Origin of the sequence: Niallia sp. FSL R7-0648, from assembly GCF_038007005.1 — a bacterium.
Taxonomy (GTDB): Bacteria; Bacillota; Bacilli; order Bacillales; family Cytobacillaceae; genus Niallia; species Niallia circulans.
On the sequence record NZ_JBBOWE010000002.1, the window covers coordinates 284,213 to 302,887 of the forward strand.

Annotated in this window: 13 protein-coding genes and 2 other annotated features; of the genes, 6 read left to right on the top strand and 7 right to left on the bottom strand. The window is 35.7% G+C overall.

Annotated elements, in window-relative coordinates; genetic code table 11:
• Window positions 1-16 precede the first annotated feature (16 nt).
• Window positions 17-237, bottom strand: a binding site (T-box leader).
• A gap of 141 nt (window positions 238-378) precedes the next feature.
• The gene (gene shc, locus NSQ89_RS21365; protein ID WP_341133268.1) at window positions 379-2,277 is read left to right on the top strand and encodes a squalene--hopene cyclase; all 1,899 of its coding nucleotides are present in this window, start codon (window positions 379-381) and stop codon (window positions 2,275-2,277) included.
• A gap of 61 nt (window positions 2,278-2,338) precedes the next feature.
• On the opposite strand, the gene NSQ89_RS21370 is transcribed toward shc, so the two are convergent.
• Window positions 2,339-2,767, bottom strand: a complete 429-nt coding sequence (locus NSQ89_RS21370) for a DUF2871 domain-containing protein (RefSeq protein ID WP_047944678.1) — start codon at window positions 2,765-2,767, stop codon at window positions 2,339-2,341.
• A 191-nt stretch (window positions 2,768-2,958) separates the two neighbouring features.
• Window positions 2,959-3,213, top strand: a binding site (T-box leader).
• A gap of 78 nt (window positions 3,214-3,291) precedes the next feature.
• Between NSQ89_RS21370 and ileS the strand changes: the two genes are divergently transcribed.
• Both ileS and NSQ89_RS21380 read left to right on the top strand, forming a co-directional pair.
• Window positions 3,292-6,384: an isoleucine--tRNA ligase gene (ileS, locus tag NSQ89_RS21375; protein WP_341133269.1), complete on the top strand. Its 3,093-nt coding sequence runs from the start codon at window positions 3,292-3,294 to the stop codon at window positions 6,382-6,384.
• Between the two features lie 148 nt (window positions 6,385-6,532).
• Complete coding sequence (locus NSQ89_RS21380) at window positions 6,533-7,711, top strand: DHH family phosphoesterase (protein WP_061801186.1); 1,179 nt, start codon at window positions 6,533-6,535, stop codon at window positions 7,709-7,711.
• 228 nt (window positions 7,712-7,939) lie between these two features.
• On the opposite strand, the gene ltrA is transcribed toward NSQ89_RS21380, so the two are convergent.
• Window positions 7,940-9,739: a group II intron reverse transcriptase/maturase gene (gene ltrA, locus NSQ89_RS21385; RefSeq protein WP_341133270.1), complete on the bottom strand. Its 1,800-nt coding sequence runs from the start codon at window positions 9,737-9,739 to the stop codon at window positions 7,940-7,942.
• 1,058 nt (window positions 9,740-10,797) lie between these two features.
• On the opposite strand from ltrA, the gene NSQ89_RS21390 reads away from it, so the two are divergent.
• The 3 genes from NSQ89_RS21390 (at window position 10,798) to NSQ89_RS21400 (ending at window position 13,722) form a co-directional block, all read left to right on the top strand.
• Window positions 10,798-11,960, top strand: a protein-coding gene (locus NSQ89_RS21390; RefSeq protein WP_341132941.1) for an IS3 family transposase whose coding sequence is annotated in 2 segments (ribosomal slippage) — window positions 10,798-11,074 and window positions 11,074-11,960 — 1,164 coding nt in all. Because the reading frame shifts where the segments join, the coding sequence is not laid out codon by codon here.
• A gap of 285 nt (window positions 11,961-12,245) precedes the next feature.
• The gene (locus NSQ89_RS21395; protein ID WP_047944676.1) at window positions 12,246-12,782 is read left to right on the top strand and encodes a sigma-70 family RNA polymerase sigma factor; all 537 of its coding nucleotides are present in this window, start codon (window positions 12,246-12,248) and stop codon (window positions 12,780-12,782) included.
• Window positions 12,763-13,722 (top strand): DUF4179 domain-containing protein, encoded by a 960-nt coding sequence (locus NSQ89_RS21400; RefSeq protein WP_047944675.1) that lies wholly within the window; start codon window positions 12,763-12,765, stop codon window positions 13,720-13,722. The genes NSQ89_RS21395 and NSQ89_RS21400 overlap by 20 nt, the downstream gene beginning before the upstream one ends.
• Window positions 13,723-13,912: 190 nt before the next feature.
• Here NSQ89_RS21400 and NSQ89_RS21405 read toward each other — a convergent pair whose 3' ends face one another.
• The 5 genes from NSQ89_RS21405 to NSQ89_RS21425 form a co-directional block, all read right to left on the bottom strand.
• Window positions 13,913-14,218, bottom strand: coding sequence for a hypothetical protein (locus tag NSQ89_RS21405; protein ID WP_144545946.1), 306 nt, complete (start codon window positions 14,216-14,218; stop codon window positions 13,913-13,915).
• 224 nt (window positions 14,219-14,442) lie between these two features.
• Window positions 14,443-15,114, bottom strand: a complete 672-nt coding sequence (locus NSQ89_RS21410) for a 5'-methylthioadenosine/S-adenosylhomocysteine nucleosidase family protein (protein WP_047944985.1) — start codon at window positions 15,112-15,114, stop codon at window positions 14,443-14,445.
• A gap of 288 nt (window positions 15,115-15,402) precedes the next feature.
• Complete coding sequence (locus NSQ89_RS21415; protein ID WP_047944984.1) at window positions 15,403-15,699, bottom strand: hypothetical protein; 297 nt, start codon at window positions 15,697-15,699, stop codon at window positions 15,403-15,405.
• Between the two features lie 339 nt (window positions 15,700-16,038).
• The gene (locus NSQ89_RS21420; RefSeq protein WP_047944983.1) at window positions 16,039-16,470 is read right to left on the bottom strand and encodes a VOC family protein; all 432 of its coding nucleotides are present in this window, start codon (window positions 16,468-16,470) and stop codon (window positions 16,039-16,041) included.
• Window positions 16,471-16,592: 122 nt separating this feature from the next.
• Complete coding sequence (locus NSQ89_RS21425; RefSeq protein WP_095257942.1) at window positions 16,593-18,650, bottom strand: response regulator; 2,058 nt, start codon at window positions 18,648-18,650, stop codon at window positions 16,593-16,595.
• Between the last annotated feature and the right edge of the window lie 25 nt (window positions 18,651-18,675).

The window sequence follows — 18,675 nt, forward strand, 5'->3', positions numbered from 1 at the left end:
AAAAAACCGCCCCTATAAAAGGGACGGATTATCCGCGGTACCACCCAAATTGTTCTTTTCAAAAAACCACTTGTATCATAACGGTGATGGCCGGTTACTCCTACTAATTGTTTGTACAATCTTCAAAGTAACACTCACAGATGTCTTCACCAAAGACTTTTACACAATCTTTTCAGCTGCCGACTGCTCTCTTTTGAAAAAGTTTCTTAGGCTACTCCTTCTGATCAACATGTTCGCTCCATTAAATTATGTTTTATTATAGTCCTCTTCCTTTCCAATTTCAACCACTAAAAAAAGAAAATATAAATATTTCTGAATATGATTTTCCTTTTGATGCATAAAGTTTACTAATACGATCTTAAAGTTGAGGTGACTTTATTGAATACAATTCTCGAAACAGTTGAAAAAGAGCAACATAGACGGATAAAGAAACTTGTTGAACATCAGCAGACAGATGGATCTTTTCAATTCCGTTTTCAAGGTAGCTTAATGACAGATGCTTTTTATATCATTACGATTAGAGCCTTAAACATCGAAACCGAAGAAGAAAATATCCGTCTTTTGACTAAAACACTGCGTACTACCCAGGAGAAGGAAGGGTATTGGAAGGCATATCGGGATGAGCCAAATGGTCATTTATCAGCAACCATTATTGCGTATACTGCCCTTCTATACTCTGGCCATTATACGAAGGACGATCAACAGATGAAGAAGGCAAGATCATTTATTATAAAAAATGGCGGCTTAGCAAAAGCTCATTTTATGATAAAATGGATGCTTTCCGTCAATGGTTTATACCCATGGTCCCATATGATATACATTCCGATGACATTTTTATTGCTGCCAACGTTCCAGCCTATTAACTTCTACCAATTTAGCGCCTATGCCCGGATTCACTTCATTCCTATGTTAATAGCATCCAATAAAAAGTTTACCCTTCAGCCAAAAGCAAAGCTAGATGATTTATTTGTAAGAGGTATAGCTCTTTATCCATCTTACGAATACCTAGAAAATGAGCGGTCACCCCTTACCTTCCTGTGGAACGAAATGAAAAGAATCGGAAAATTCCCAGCCTATCTTCATCATTTAGGATTTCAATATGGCGAAAAATATATGCTAGATCGACTCGAAGAAGATGGAACGCTCTACAGTTATGCCAGTGCCACTTTCTTTATGATTTATGCCTTGCTTGCTCTTGGCTATAAAAAAGACTCACCTGTTATTAAAAAAGCAGTTTCAGGTCTCTCCTCTCTTATTGATAAAAGAGGGGAACTCAGCCACCTAGAAAATTCTACCAGCACCGTGTGGGATACAGGATTAATTAGCTATACATTACAACAAGCGGGCATGACTTCAGAATCTATTCCGATAAAAAAAGCAACAAAATATCTTCTAACAAAGCAACATACAAAAAGAGGCGATTGGCAGGTTCATAATCCCCGTACAGAACCTGGCGGGTGGGGATTTTCTGACATTAACACTAATAATCCAGACAATGATGATACCTCAGCTGTTCTACGCGCCTTAACCGCTGCAGCTGCAAAAAATCCAACTGTTCATCAAGCTTGGCAAAAGGGCACAAACTATTTGCTTTCCATGCAAAACAGAGATGGCGGATGGGGCGCCTTTGAAAAAAATACAGATTGGGAAATACTTAAACTCGTTCCTATTGAAAATGCAAAAGATGCAGCAGTAGATCCATCTACCGCTGACTTAACAGGAAGAGTTCTAGAATATTTAGGTAATTTTGCACATCTGCGTTATACACATCCTCATATAAAACTGGCTGTAGATTGGCTAAGCGATAATCAAGAGAAAAATGGCTCTTGGTATGGCAGATGGGGAGTCTGTTATATTTACGGTACATGGGCTGCCCTTACAGGTTTAACAGCTGTTGGTATGTCTTTAAATCATCCAACAATCAAAAAGGCAGTAACTTGGCTGAAGAGAATTCAACATTCAAATGGCGGATGGGGAGAATCCTGTCAAAGCTGTGAAAAACTAACGTATGTGCCGCTGCCGTTTAGCACGGAATCACAAACAGCTTGGGCTGTCGATGCTTTAATCGCAGCAGGAGAAGGAGCGAGCAGAGAAGTAAAAAGGGGAATACAATATTTATTAGAAGAAAAAAGGGAGAATCATACCATTACTTATCCAACAGGCATCGGCTTACCAACTCAATTCTATATTTATTATCATAGCTATAATCATATTTTTCCATTACTTGCGCTATCCCATTATAGAATTGACCTCCTCAACAAGCTGGCAAATTCTTAAATTAATCTAGCGTTTTTCCGAAGCAGCTGCTCTCAATAAGCTTCGGAAAAACAGCTCTTGTCTACTTCGTCCGAATATTTTCATGGTGATTTTTTTTCAATAAAAGAAAAAACAGGACTAATCCGATGGTAACGGCAATATGGCCTAGGCCCGCGATTCCCGAAATAGCAGAATCTAACCCGCTTGATAAATCAAACTCAAGCACTTGCAGCGTTCCTCTAATAATCATTAGCGTAATAGTAGAAAGCACTCCAATATTGTAAAAATAAAAGAATACATCAAAGTTTTTGAGTGTATGGATTTTCATTGTATAACAGAATAGATAGACGATTAACATAATCATCATTCCTAAAGCAAACGAATGAGTATGCACCACGGAGAGCTGGGTCTCACCTGTAAAATCTCTCATTTTCGTAAATTCTCTATAGTAAACACCACTAACCAATCCTAAAATCGCATAAAAAAAGGCTATATTTAATACTTTCTTCATGTCTCTACTCCCTTTCAAGCCTATTCAATCACTACCTATCATTCTAACAAAATCCCAGTCTCGATACTATGACAGTTTTGTGGCTGTATTTCCTCCCACTTCTCATGTTTTATTTTTTTATCTTAAATTAGGTTAATGTCTCTTGAGTTTACCATTTAAAAGTGCTATCCTATACAAAACATTCCAATTCATAGAAATCGATGAAGAGAAAAAGTACGTTTTGTGTCCCTTTTAGCGAGCTGGGTATGGTGGAAGCCAGTAAGGAAAGCAAACCGGAAAAATCATCTCTGAGATGCAAGGCAGAACCCGAGCAGTTAGTAAGTCTTGACGGATTTCCACCGTTAAAAGGAACACGTATGATAGTACGTTGACTAAGCGCTGTTTGCTTTTTGCCAAACAGAATTTGGGTGGTAACGCGGGTTATAAATAATACACTCGTCCCTACATAGGGACGGGTGTTTTTTTATTTCCGAAAAATATCTTTCTATACTGGAATGTTTATTGATTATTATGGAGGGATATGGATGGAAACACCAAAAGAAACAGACAGAGGCCGCGAAGAAAGAATTCTCGCTTTTTGGGAAGAAGAGCAAATTTTTCAAAAATCAATTGAACAGCGCAAAAATAAAGAACCCTTTGTATTTTATGAAGGACCGCCAACAGCCAATGGGCTTCCGCACGTCGGGCATGCGTTAGGTAGAACGATCAAGGATATCATTGCCAGGTTTCAAACAATGAACGGCAAACAAGTCATTCGCAAAGCGGGCTGGGATACGCACGGGCTTCCGGTGGAATTAGGCGTAGAAAGGGCACTCGGTATTTCCGGAAAACAAGAAATCGAAAAATATGGCGTGATTCCTTTTATTGAACAATGTAAAGCTAGCGTATTCTCCTATGAACAACAATGGCGCACATTTACAAAAGAACTAGGCTATTGGGTTGATATGGATGATCCTTATATGACCATGAGTAATGATTATATTGAATCTGTTTGGAATATCCTTGGTAGCATTCATGAGAAGGGCTGGCTGTATAAAGGGCATCGTGTTTCTCCATATTGCCCTAGCTGTCAGACCTCCTTAAGCTCACATGAGGTGGCTCAAGGTTATAAAGATGTAAAAGATTTAAGTGCTACTGTCAAATTCAAGCTTGCTTCAAAGGAGAATGAATATGTACTAGGCTGGACAACGACCCCGTGGACATTACCAGCAAATGTTGCATTAGCAGTTCATAAAGACTTGGACTATGTAAAGATTAAAATGGAGGACGATGTATTTATCATCGCTAAAAATAGATTACAGGCAGTATTTGGTACAGAGGGAGAGGTGATCGAACAATTAAAAGGGGAAGACTTACTCGGACTTTCCTATATAGCACCATTTTCTTACGTGCAAGTGGAGAAAGGTCATACTATTCATCATGGTGATTTCGTCACAAGTGACAGTGGAACTGGAATTGTCCATATTGCCCCAGCTTATGGCGAAGATGATTATCATCTTGTGCAAGCGAACGACCTTTCTTTTGTCCATGTAGTTGATGAAAGGGGAAGATATAAAGAAGCCATTACCCCTTTAGCAGGCACCTTTGTAAAAGATGGAAAAGCGGATGTCGAGATAATCAAAATGCTTCATCAAAAGGGACTGTTATTCCATAAAGAAAAATATGAACATTCCTACCCACATTGCTGGCGCTGTGACACAGCTCTTTTGTATTATGCAACCGAAAGCTGGTTTATCAAAACAACCGCAGCAAAGGAAATGCTGATCGCGAAAAATCAAGAGGTAAACTGGTACCCTGAACATATAAAAGATGGCCGTTTTGGAAATTTCCTTAATGGATTAGTCGATTGGAATATAAGCCGAAACCGTTATTGGGGAACTCCACTAAACGTATGGCAATGTACTTGCTGCCAAACAGAAATAGCTCCTAAAAGCATAGCACAGCTAAAAAAATATACGAAGAATCCTTTTGACCATTTAGAATTGCACAAACCGTATGTAGATGAACTAATCTTAACTTGTCCCTCATGCAGTGGGGAAATGCATCGAACACCAGAAGTGATCGACGTATGGTTTGATAGTGGCTCCATGCCATTTGCCCAATATCATACACCTTTTGAGAATAGCGGCATACTTCAACAGCAGTTCCCTGCAGATGTAGTTGTGGAAGGAATCGATCAAACAAGAGGATGGTTTTATTCACTGTTAGCTGTTTCCGTCCTTTATTCTGGCAAAGCACCATATAAAAATGTGGTAGCAACAGGGCATGTACTAGATGAACAAGGACAAAAAATGTCTAAAAGCAAAGGCAATGCATTAGACCCTGTAAAGCTTATCCAAACATATGGCGCAGATGCACTACGGTGGGCGCTTGTGGCAGACAGTGCTCCATGGAATCAAAAGAGATTCTCAGAAAAAAATGTCCAAGAGGCAAAATCAAAGATTATTGATACATTCTTAAGTTTATTTCATTTCTATTCCCTATACGCTGAAATAGATCATTTTGATCCGAATTTACCAAGAGCTAATAACCTCCCAATTATGGATCGCTGGATTCTTTCTCGCTTAGAAACGACATCGATAGTTGTCCAAACGGAGATGGAACAATATCAATTGACCAATGCCGCCAGAAAAATCGCTGCATTAATGGATGATATAAGTAATTGGTATATTCGCAGAAATCGCGAGCGATTTTGGAGTAGGGGAATGTCAGAAGACAAACTTTCTGCTTTTCAAACCTTATATAGTGTTTTAATCCATTTATCACAATTATTAGCTTCGTTTATTCCCTTTACATCTGAAAGTATTCATCTTGCCTTAACAGGGAAAAGCGTTCATTTAACTAATTTCCCTTCCAGAAACTCTGAAAGGGTAAATAAACAATTAGAAGAACAAATGGAAAAAGTAAAAGAAGTGGTTGAGCTCGGAAGAAGTCTTCGTCATCGGTTTCAAATAAAAACAAAACAACCGTTGGCTACATTATTGATGTTCTCGAACAACAGTAACCAGAATACTGATTTTTTACAGTTTGAATCTATCATAAAAGAAGAACTAAATGTAAAAAGGATTAACTGGCTAGATTCACAAGAAGATTATGTTCAATATTCTTTAAAACTTGATTTTAAAAAGGCAGGTCCAAAACTAGGAAAAAGTGTTAAATTTATAAAGGATAAATTACAAGCTGCAACAGAAGAAGAGATAAATTTATTTAGAAATAAAGGATATTTAACTTTCCAACTAGAAAGTAAAGAATGTATTACCTTAACAGGGGAAGAAATACTTCTCCAAAGAAAGACAAATCTACCTGGATATCATGAGGCTTCCAATAAAAATTTCACCGTAATGCTTGATACTACCATATCAGAGGCATTAAAAAAGGAAGGGAACATCAGAGAACTGATTCGTTCTGTCCAAGATTTGCGGAAAGAAAAGAACTTGCCAGTCGATAAGAAAATTGATTTATATATCGACTGTCCAGTCACTTTCCAACAAACGATTATGGAATATCATTCTCTTATTCATAAAGGAGTTATTCTCCATGAGCTTCTATTCGAAAGAATAACAGAAATGAAAGAGCTTCAAATAGACGGCGAAAAAGTATCCATTGGATTGAAATAACCATTCAAAAAGGCTGTCTCACATATGGTGCACAACCTATCTGAGACACCTTTTTTCTTTGTAAGAATGTGTTTTTCAAAAAGAAATTAGCCGTAATCGGTTCTATTTTTTTCATATTAGATTATACTATTGGGCAGGGGTGAAAAAAATGTACAAACTATTATCGCATAATGACCTAGATGGAGTTGGCTGCGGCATTATTGCAAAACTCGCATTCGGAGAAGACGTAGAGGTGCGTTATAATTCCGTATCTTTTCTCAACCAAGAAGTAGAAAAGTTCTTAGATCAAAAAACGGAAGACACTTTTCTCTTTATTACCGATCTTTCTGTCAATGAAGAAAATACGATTCGATTAGATGACTATTATAAAAAGGGTGGCAAGGTACAACTAATCGACCATCATAAAACAGCTCTTCATTTAAATGATTTTGAATGGGGATTTGTGTCTGTTCAAGATGAGGATGGAACTTTGACTAGTGCCACGTCTTTATTATATGAATACCTTGTAAAACATGAATACATGACTCCCTCTCCAGCAATATCAGAATTCGTGGAGTTGGTAAGACAATATGATACATGGGATTGGGAAAGAAACAATAATTTAGAAGCACAACGTTTAAATGCACTTTTCTATCTTATTTCATTTGATGAATTTGTGGAAAAAATGGTTACACGATTAAAGGAAAGTGATCATTTCTACTTCGATGAGCTAGAAACACAGATTCTAGATATGGAAGAAAAGAAAATTGACCGTTACATCCGTCGGAAACGTCGTGAACTTGTCCAAAAGGAAATAGACGGTTTGTATGCAGGCATTGTATATGCAGAGCAATACCATTCTGAATTGGGGAATGAACTTGGCAAGGAATATCCTCATTTAGATTACATAGCAATTGTTAATATCGGTGGAAAAAAACTTGGATTCCGCACGATTCATGATCATGTAGATGTATCAAAAGTGGCGGGCGTATACGGCGGGGGAGGTCATGTAAAGGCATCTGGCTGCAACTTAACCGATAAAGCATACCAAAATTACTGCTTAGAAACCTTTGCCTTAGAGCCTTTAAGGGAAGACCCGAAAAAGAATGAATACAATAAAAAAGACTCTCCTCTTGGGACTTTATTTGAAAATAAACAAGATGAGGTATTCTTCCTTTATCAAGTGAGCAAAAACCAGTGGGCAATAAACCATAAAAAAACAAAGCTTCCACAAACCTTCTCTACCTTCCTACAAGGAGAAATCTTCCTGCGCCGAAATTATGGCGTATGGCTTGCAAGAGATGATAAATACATTCGCTACGTAATGGACTTTGTTAAACATAAATAAAATTGCCAAAAAACCATTTTGAATAAAGATTGTTCAAAATGGTTTTTCTATTAATAACTTTGTTAGATTTTTTATAATAAAGTTTGATTATTTCTATACTTTTTTATTCAACTAACGCCCACGTTAGTTTAATAGCAATAGGTAAGACTTTGATGTTATCTCCATCTTTTCCCCTGCTCCACACCCAACGTGCGACTTTCGCCGCATTAGGCGTTCCATCTTGTTCTTTTAGACTAAAGCAACTAAATTACAAACTTTACGAAATTGGTTTAGTTTCTTCAATTGTTTTCCATTTAATTGAAGAATGTTCCTATATCGTTTAATCGTCTTTTCACTTGTAGCATGGATTAATCTATGGACATCTTTATGTACGATTACAAGATTATTAAACTCATCTGTACCTCCCATATGTCTGGGTAACCTATGATGACAGTGTACCTGATTAGATGTTAAAAATTCCCCTGTTACTGCACATAATCCTAATTGCATTGAGTACCTTGAAATTCTGTTATCTGCCATTTCTAAATTGTCCTTGCCGCAAGGCATTTGTAACATTTTGTTAATTTCTATGGCAACGTCGGCTCTAAGATTTTGATGAAGTTTAAGCCTTCCTTTTTTTGTATAATTACATATATCTTGGCTGAAGTTCATGGCATTACTTGTTTGAATATCTCCTAATGGAAATAAATATGCACCAGCAATTTTATATGTTCTGAAATTATTCTTATGAAGTCTCTTGTATGTTTCTGATGGCTTTATAGGTTTTCCATATTTGCCAATTGGTTTTAGACGATTATACATGGTTTTCAATAGATGATAGGCTATTTTTCCAAAATCTTTATTTACATGAGTCGCAACCTTGAAGTAATTTTTTATTCCGAGAATATAAGCGTTATAATCCATGACAGTATGTGGTGTTGGCTTATTTTGAATTTCATGAATTAAATATCTAAGTTTTCCTAGTATATTTTTCATCTTTTTATCCATAACGTGTGTATTGGCTACGTATTTATTACGCTTGGTTACTGCTTTAAGAGAAAAACCTAGAAAATCAGATTTCCTTTTTCTAAGATTAGTTATCGCTGATTTCTCGGTTGATATATCAAGGTTTAGCTGATTTTTTAAGTATTCCTTGGTGGCGTGAAATATTTTGATAGCTGATTGATGAGAATTTGTGAAAATCTTAAAATCATCTGCATATCTAACGATATACATTTGTTTGAGATTCGTTTTCCTTAGCGCTCTTGTCTTACTATTGATTGCGTAAGCATGTTTTGTTTTTAGGCATTCCCATTGGTTAGCTATCCACCAATCTAAGTCATTTAAAACAATGTTTGATAGAAGAGGAGACAGGATTCCTCCTTGCGGAGTTCCTTTAGTTGGAACACCAATGCCTTTGATTGGTGCTTTTAGCATTCTTGAGACAATCGTTAAAACTCTTTTGTCCCGTATGCCAATACTGTACATTTGTTTAATTAACTTTGAATGACTCACGTTGTCAAAGAAACCTTGTATATCAATGTCTACTACATGATGCAACTTCACATTATTGACTAAAAACTGACATCTAGCCATTACATGATGAGTTGACCTATTTGGTCTAAAACCGTATGAATGGTGATAAAATTTAGCTTCACATATTGGCTCTAATACTTGTTTGAACATCTGTTGAATTAGTCTATCTCTTATAGTCGGAATACCTAATGGACGTTTCTTACCATTGGGTTTAGGTATTTCAACCCTTCGTACCGTTTGAGGTTTATAATTCTGTAATACTTTTCGAATTTCCTGGATAAATTCATCAGTGTTTTCAATCTTGAATTGGTCAATCGTGATGCCATCAGTTCCAGCTGTTTTTGAACCTGTATTCGCTTTAATGTTCCGAAAGGCTAATAAGATATTATCTTTCGATATGATATGTTCATATAGCCTTAAACCCTTTGTAGCATTGTTTTTACTTCGCTCATAAAGGTCATCAAATATGTCTTGCATACCGTAATATTCTGCATATCGTAGAGCTGTACTCACCGATGGATTGTTTCTCCTTCCTTACGGAAAATCCCATCATCTTACTCGACCCTGTGAGTTTCATTTAGTTATGTTAGTTTTCAAAGATAAGACTTGGGACTATCCCTCCACGCTCATTACACGCTTCAACGGTACTGTGTCCCTACTTTCGCAAGAATAAAGTCACTTCGATAGATATACTATCTTATAGACACCATCCCGATAGTAGTCGTTTAAAAGTAGATGTTTCTTACTTACAACGTTCCGATTAACCTAGCTTTACATGTATCCGTAGGTGCTCACTTTAAGCCTGCCAACCTATATCCTCGTTTGTTGGATATCCCGAAGTTCCTATACACTACTCGTACTTTCCGGTGTTTGACACTGCGTTCGCAGCATACGTCTTTCGAGCGTACTAATTTCTAGACCCGTACATTCGCAAGTTCGTCAGTCCAGTTGGACATTCTCACCATAGATAGTTTGTAGCATCCCGGCCTATCATAAACCATATTCTAAGGAAGCAACTTAGGTTTATTTCAGCCGACTTTACCTAGCTTCATACACATTCTGACTACTATCATTATGTGCATGTAGGAGGATCAGATAACTCGTTTCAACTCAACATGACGGCTTTCATTCCGAGTTTCAATTAATCAGTTGTAATTGCTTGATAGCAATTCTCCTATTTCGTGCTTTGGCACTTATAAGGAAACGTTTCGCGCAGTACAATACTTCACAATCTTTTCTATGACTTTATGAACTTAATTCCTTAAATGCGTTATCAATGCAAAAATTACGCCACCTTTTTTGGCGTTCTCGCCAAATTTTTGTGGATTTACAACTAGTAATATGCAAAGTCTTATGCAATAACTGAGATTGTACAGCATTGTTCAATATACTTCCAAAACGTTGTTGTAACTGACGTTCAAAGAACTTGCATAAAACCGTGTATAAATAATGTTCATAGAAAAAGCCACAAAATGTTGATTTAACGATTAGACTAACCTAAATAAATGAGACACTATAAAACACCTTCGAATGGTACACTTAAACAAAGTACTAACTCGGAGGTGTTTTGCGTGGGCAAAAACATATATTCAAGTGAGGTTAAATGGGCAGTTGTTAAAGATAAGATGAGTGGTCAGTTTACGAATCAAGAAATCATGCAGAAATATGGAATTAAAAATGTTTCTCAAATCAAAACGTGGATGAAATGGTATCGGGAAAATCAAGTTCATCGATTCGATCAACCTATAGGAAAACAGTATTCATACGGGCATGGTCCAGATAATTCAAGTGATGAAGATAAAAAAGAACGTCAAATGAATCACTTAAAGCAGGAAAATGAAATCTTAAAAAAGTATTTGGAAATCGAAAAGGAGTTGAAAAGGAAATTGTCCTCCAATTAGTACAGACATTACGAAAAAAATATACTGTATCAGCTATTTTATCTGCTTTACATGTTCCAAGATCTACGTATTATCGCTGGGCATCTTCGCAACCAATGGAGTTATCTAAGGAGGAGGAAACAATTATTTCCCTCTGCAAAGAAACAAAGTACCGATATGGACACCGGAAGATCAAAGAGCTGTTAAAGCGTAATTATCAAATTAAATTAAACCGTAATACTGTTCAACGGATTATGCAAAAATATCATCTTCAGTGTAGAATAAAGCAAAAGAGAAGGTGGAAATCACAGGGGGAATCGGTCATTGTTGCGCCCAATTTATTACAGCGAGAATTTTATGCAAGCAATCCTAACGAAAAATGGGTAACGGATATTACCTATATTCAATATGGTCCAGATACTTTATATTTATCTACCATCATGGATTTGTATAACAATCAAATCGTTGCCTATAAGCTTTATCCCCATCAACAAACTTCTTTAGTAATGGATACCTTGGATGAAGCACTAGAAAAACGAGGGAATCCTGAAGGAATAATCATCCACTCCGATCAAGGCAGTGTCTATGCTTCTTATGCGTATCAAAGTCGGGTCAGAGAGCAAAATTTAGTCAGTAGTATGTCACGCAGAGGAAACTGTTGGGACAATGCCGTCATTGAGTCCTTTCATTCTAATCTAAAATCAGAGGAATTTCAGTATGTTAAATTCCATTCTTTATCTTTAAAAGAAGTAAAAGAGCGTGTAGATCAATTTATGAGATATTATAACGAAGAACGTATTCAAGAAAAATTAGGCTACTACACACCAATAGAGTTTGGTAATATGGCAGCCTAAGAAGGTGTTTTATTACTGTCCCATATTGCTAGGTCAGTCTAGATTACTTGTGGCTTTTTAATATACTCCCAAACTTTTATTTGGGAACGTTTATTAAGCTTAACTTGTATACTTTATACTAGTGTTGAAATCCTTGTTGTACTAAATAACGCCTCTAATTGCATTTTAAAGTAGTGTAAACTAAAGTATTAAAACAATTCCAAATTACAGGTTTCTAAAATCTTTTTAGATTTTGAAACTTTATCATACAGTTATTTGCTCTAATAAGTGAAAGGAGGTCAGCTCATGACTAATAAAGCTCATCTAGCTTTTAAAGCTATTCATGGAGATCAGCTCGCGTTTGAGGAGTTATTAAAAATTGAAAGTGAGAAATTATATAAAATCTCCTTTCTCCATATGCAAAATAAAGAAGATGCATTAGACGTAATTCAAGAAGCTACCTGCAAAGCTTATTTATCAATCACTCAACTGAAGGAACCAGCCTACTTTAGCACGTGGCTTGTAAAAATTTTAATTCGTACAGCTTACAGAGAATTAGAACGTAAAAAGAAATCGATTGCCTTACCAGAAGAAACAATCACCTACATTCTAGAATCGAACCAAAAGGAAGAGCCTACCCTTGATTTATCAGAACCTCTTTCTACATTAAAGTCAGAATATAAGAATGCCATTTTATTGTTTTATTATTATGATTTACCGATTCACACCATTGCCAATTCGATGGGCAAGCCTCCATCGACAATAAAAACGTATTTGCGAAGAGCAAAACTAGTATTAAAACAAAAGTTAGGAGATGACTACTATGCACAAAGATTTACATAACATTGAAGTACCAAAAGAAGAAGTTTTCCAAGCAATTCGTTTAGGCATTGAGCAAGCGCAACTGGTGGAGAAGAAAACGAAACGTAAAAAGATGACAAAGCGCATGACGTATTTTACGTCTGCAGCAGCAGCTATGCTCCTTGCTTCAGGCTTTATTTTTATACCTGTTTCGAATGTATTGGCACAAGTCCCGTTAATAGGTGGCATTTATGAAAAATATCAAATGTCGATTGGTGAACAACTTGCCGAAGAGCAACTACTTACTGAAACGTCACTCATTGCAAACGATCAAGATGTTCAGGTAGAAATCACATCTGTTTTTTATGATGCAGCATATGTTGGCATCACATTTAAAGCAACTGGTGCAGTGAAGAATACAATAGGTGGCAATCAGGGACCAGAAGCTGGTTTTACCTACGAAATGTTTGATGGCAAAGACGTGTCTACATGGGGTGGTTCACTGGGGGCATTGACAAAAACTGAAGGTGGTTATACAGGTGCACTTATTTTAGATGTTCCTTCTGATTTTACTGAAAATGTCATCTCGTTACCTATTACATTTACGCATATGGCGGGCATTCGAGGAGAATGGTCATTTGATTTAGCTGCCGAAAAGCTGCCGTCCAAGCAACAACTCATTAATCAACAGGTTATTTCTCAAAATAAGGAACTTAACATTACATTTGAGGATATTCGAATTGGCCAAACGAATGCAACAATTTCTTATTCAGTTAACTTTGCACAAGCTTTTGAAGGGCAAACTTATACTTTTGAAGCATATAGTATGGATGGAAAAAAAATAAGCTTTAATCATATTAGTGATAGCACTCTTTTATTAGAGCTACCTAGAGACACAACTTCTATAAAAGTCGTTCCTGTATTAAAAATTAGTAGTGCTGAAACAGAGCAATTGAAGCCTGTTATAATTGATTTAAATTAACGAATAGTAAAACCCGTTCAGAATGTTTTGAACGGGTTTTATAAATTCTTATTGAGTAACATTCCATTCAGAGGTGGCTAATAATGCCACCACTTAATTGGATGTCTAGGTTAGTTACCAAAGTGTCATTTGGGAATGTTATTATAATTGAAACTGCATATTATATAAATTTTACTACACTTCAACATCCTTAAAATCGGATTGCTTTTTTAGGTAATGTCTTTGGAACTTCTATTAACCGTGCGACTTTTTTCCCTTTAATAAATCTGACATTATTCAACCAATAGACAAAAGCATCTGTACGGTAACTAACTCCATAAACAGGATTTCCTTCTTCATCTTGATAATGTATTTCCCAATAAGGATGCTGGTTCTCTCGGTCAAATAGCCAAATCCAAAAATCTCTTTGTAATCGCTTAATATTTCTCCCGACTTTTGCAGGACAAATCATATACTCTATATCATCATCATAATCAAGTCCGACTTTAACAATCATGTTCCATGCCCACCTTTTTATGTAATGGATTTACAGAATAATATTACCATAAATGTAATTATGTATTTTAGGTTCCCAAAGCGTCGTTTGGTAGGTTTTTTACTTAGCGTTGTAAATCTACGATGTTCCTTGTTGCGCTAACCTGCCCCGTTTCTACAATAAGGATTTCAACAGAAGCGGGCATTAATCCATCAACATCATCTTTCTATTGACTTTAAATCAATTTAAATAAATCTCTTTAGATATTCCCCAAATATTTTGTTCATAACTTTTGGTGTGTTTTCTAAATATACATTAATTTGTTCAATGTTTGATTCGAATTTATTACAGTTTCTTTCATCTGTTGGGAAATCAGATATTCCTTTAATGATAATGCATTCAACATCATTCTTCTTACAAATATAAGCAATAGCACCCGCTTCTGTATCTGCTATTGTTATTTTGTTTTCTTTTAGTTCTAAATAGTCCTTCCACATAACTACTGCTTTATCAGCGGTGGCAATTGTTCCAGTATAAAAATCATTTCCGTATTTCGATAGATCAATATCGACTATGAAGGATTGTTTAATAAGAGGTTCAATTTCTTTTACTGTACAATCATATTGAACGGCTTTATCAGGTATAAAAATATCCAAATTACTGAATTTATCATCTATTCCTGCACACGTTCCAGCAACGATTACTTTAGTTAAGTTAAATTTAGAAATCATATACTGATTTCCACCGACACCATTTACTTTTCTTACACCTGTGCTATAAAAAACAAGTTCAGTATCATTTATTGTTGTTGTAAAATACTCGCCATAAGGATAACCGAAACATTCGTTATCTTCTATGCTAAAGTATTCTAATGTCGCTTCATATTCCCACTTTGTTGCAATGCTTATTCCTATCATTGACTTATCACCCTACAAATTTAAATTGTCACTATTGAATTCATATAAACGGTCTGAATCTTCTTTACTATGTTTATGTTCATCGTTAATTCGTTATTAATATGTAAATATCCTTCTTCCGCTAACCTGCCCCTATAGCGACAAAAGAAGCATCTTATTTATTATAGGAATGTAGCACGATCTTTCTAAAGAATTTTTCATTAGGTTTTATTGATAAATGTTAAAAACACCACTAGAGCAAAAATAATAAACTTAGGGAAACACTATTTAGGGCTTGCTACTCAAGATTTATTCTAAGAATGGTTTAATTAATTTCTGAATTTCATCGTCATCCAATCTCTCGGACATTTCTTCTAAGAACTCTCCAACCGGTAATAACTCCACTGAAAAATCCTTATATAGCTCTTTAGAAACATGCTTTAAAACTTTATAGTACTCTTCAGCTAGTTGATATAAATCATTCTCTTTGGTATCCCTTTCTGGTAGTAACCTATTAAATATATATAACCTTTCAATAGTCATCTCATAGTTATTTAGCAGGGCAGTTATTGGGTCTGGAATTGAAAGTGTTTTTATTTCAGTCATGTATATCCCCCTTCGCATATATCTACATAATTTCTAAAAAGCGAAATTTTCATTATAAATCTGATTTACTAGCCATATGGATTACATCATCTTCTGATAAATTTAGTAAGTTCATTTAAATATTCACCAAAAAATATGTAAATCCTTCTTTCACTAAACTGCCCCGTTTCTTCCATAACTATAGAATAAACAAGTTAACATAATCAAATAATTATAGATTCTCTTAATCACCTACATTTACTGAAAAAAACTCTATCCTAATTTAATTTAAATATTAAATGTCTTTTAATCCAACTTTCCTTTAAATAATCAGTCTTTATTTTAAAACGCCATTTCTTTTTAAAAATCAATCATTGCTCCTCTTTCATCAAATACAGAATCAGGATTCCAAGCAACTTCCCAGAGATTATTTTCTGGATCGGCAAAATAAGCTGTTCTTCCGCCCCAAAAGGCATCGCTTGCCTCTCTAATAATCTTCCCGCCTGCTTCTTTGACTTTTTCCATCACTGCGTCTACATCCTCAAGGGTATTTACATTAATAGCAAAGGTAGCCCCTCGATAACCCTCCATAGGATTTTGCAGTTCTACTCCTGCATCCTTCGCTAATTCCTCTAATGGAAACAATGTTAGCAAAACACCTGCTGTCTTAAAAATAGCATATTGATCAGAGCTTGATTCCTTTTCCAGCCAGCCAAGCCGCTGATAGAACCTTCGCAATTCCGGTAACCGTAATGCTCCTATGGTAAGCAATGAAACTCTTTGTGGAACCATTTGCAAAAACCCTCTCTTATTATTTTTCTCCTCTACATTCTGTTTCCCTTTAGAAAAACCCTCTTATAGTCAATTTTTTGTCATAAAAAAGAAAAATAAAGAACTGCTAGCTGAGCAAATCTCTATTTTCCTTCCTCTATCTCAAAATACACGGAGAATTTTGTACCACTCTCACTTGTATGCACTTTTATTCTTGCCATATGACGCTCAGCAATTCGATAACAAACCGCCAGTCCTAGTCCTGTCCCATTATCCTTTGTTGTAAAGAAGGGGGTTCCTAGCTTTTTTAATATTTCTTCATCGATTCCATTGCCGCTATCAATGATTTCCAACACAAGATACTTTCCTTTACAGAATGTTTTTATCGTAAGAATTCCTTCTGGCTCCATAGCCTCTAAACCGTTTAGAGCAAGGTTTAATAAAAGCTGCCTTATCTCTTTCTCATCCAAAAACAGTTCTGGACATTCCTCTAATTGAAGGTTCACCTTCTTTCCTGTCAATAAAGCTTCTGCATTAATTAAAGGAAAAATAATTTCAATAATTCTATTTAACGAATATAATCGTTTATCGCTCGTCTTATTTTTAGCTAATGTTAGAAATTCCTTGATGATTTTATTTGCTCGATCTAACTCATCAATCATGAGCTCCATATGTTCTAGCGAAAGGTTAGAAGGATTTGATTTTCCAATTTGCAGGAATCCATGAACGGTTGTCATCGGATTACGAATTTCATGGGCTATTCCAGCTGCCATTTCACCAACTAAATTTAATTGATCAAGTCTTGCCATTTCTTTTTCAAATGCTAATCGTTCTGTTATGTCATTTAACACAATTAACACACAATTCTTCTTTTCGATCGTTATAATTTCAGTGGATAATAATCCTTGCTTCTGCTCTCCATTTTTCAGCATGAAGTTGACTCTTTGATTTTTAAAAGGAGTCAGCCATTCTTCTTCCTGAAAGCTCTCTTCTATACCATTAATTTCCTTCGATATTTCCCACTGATAACACTCATCCTTCAATTCCTCGATTGTATAACCTGTGCTTGTTACCCAGTTATTATTTACAGCAATAAAACTAGGATTTTGTAAGGTGCGGATTGCCATCATACATGGACTCGCCTCAAATATTTGTCGAAAGCGTCCTTCCGAAAGCATTAAATCATCTGTTACTTTAGATTTTTCTTCTCTTTCCCTATGCAGCTGATGATTCATGGATAATAACTCCAGCGTTCTTTCTTCTACAGCATGCTCTAAGCGATCAAGTTGCTGCTTTCTTAATAATTCCACTTCTTTTCGTTCAGAGATATCACGAATCGTACAAATGAATAATTGATAATCCTCTACCATGGCATCTCCAATATATATATCTACTGGAAAAATAATATGATTCTTCCGCTTCGCCTTCGCTTCTATCATTCTGCCGATTAACTTAGGAACCATCATCTCAAATGTAATAGGTGTTTCTCCAGATGTTTCTGATTCAACAGAATGTAAGAGTACTTCAATCGAAGCTCCTATAAGTTCTTCTTCTACATAGCCAAACATTCTTTTCACACTTGGATTGACACTGATTATTATTCCTTCTTCATCAAAGGTCACAATGGTGTCTTGTAACGCCTTCTGTAATACCGAAGAGAATACCGCATTTTTGGTTAAATCCATTTTCGTTATTCTTAATTCTTTATTCATTTTTTCTAATTCTGACGTTGTTTGCCAATTCATTTCATGGAGGCTTGTCGTATGACTTTCAAAAATTTGCACAAACTGAGCCACCTTACTTCTTAATGCATCTGGATTAAATGGTTTAACAATATAATCAATCGCCCCTGCTTGATAGCCTTGTGTAATATGATGTATATCTTGACTGATGGCAGTAATAAAAATAATGGGAATATGTCGTGATTTTTTTCGTTCTTTTATTAATTTTGCTGTTTCAAACCCATTTAAGCCTGGCATTTGAACATCGAGTAGAATTACGGCAAAGTCATATTTCAAAATGCATTTTAAAGCTTCTTCACCGGATTTAGCAAAAATCAAATGATAACGAGGAGAATTTAATACTGCTTCTAAGGCCATCAGATTTTCTTGTAAATCATCTACCATTAAAATATAGATTGGTTCTGATACGGAAGGAGATAGCTTTTTCTTTTGTTCTATAGATTGAGCCGAATACTGCATAAATTTATAAAGCCTCCTATCTATT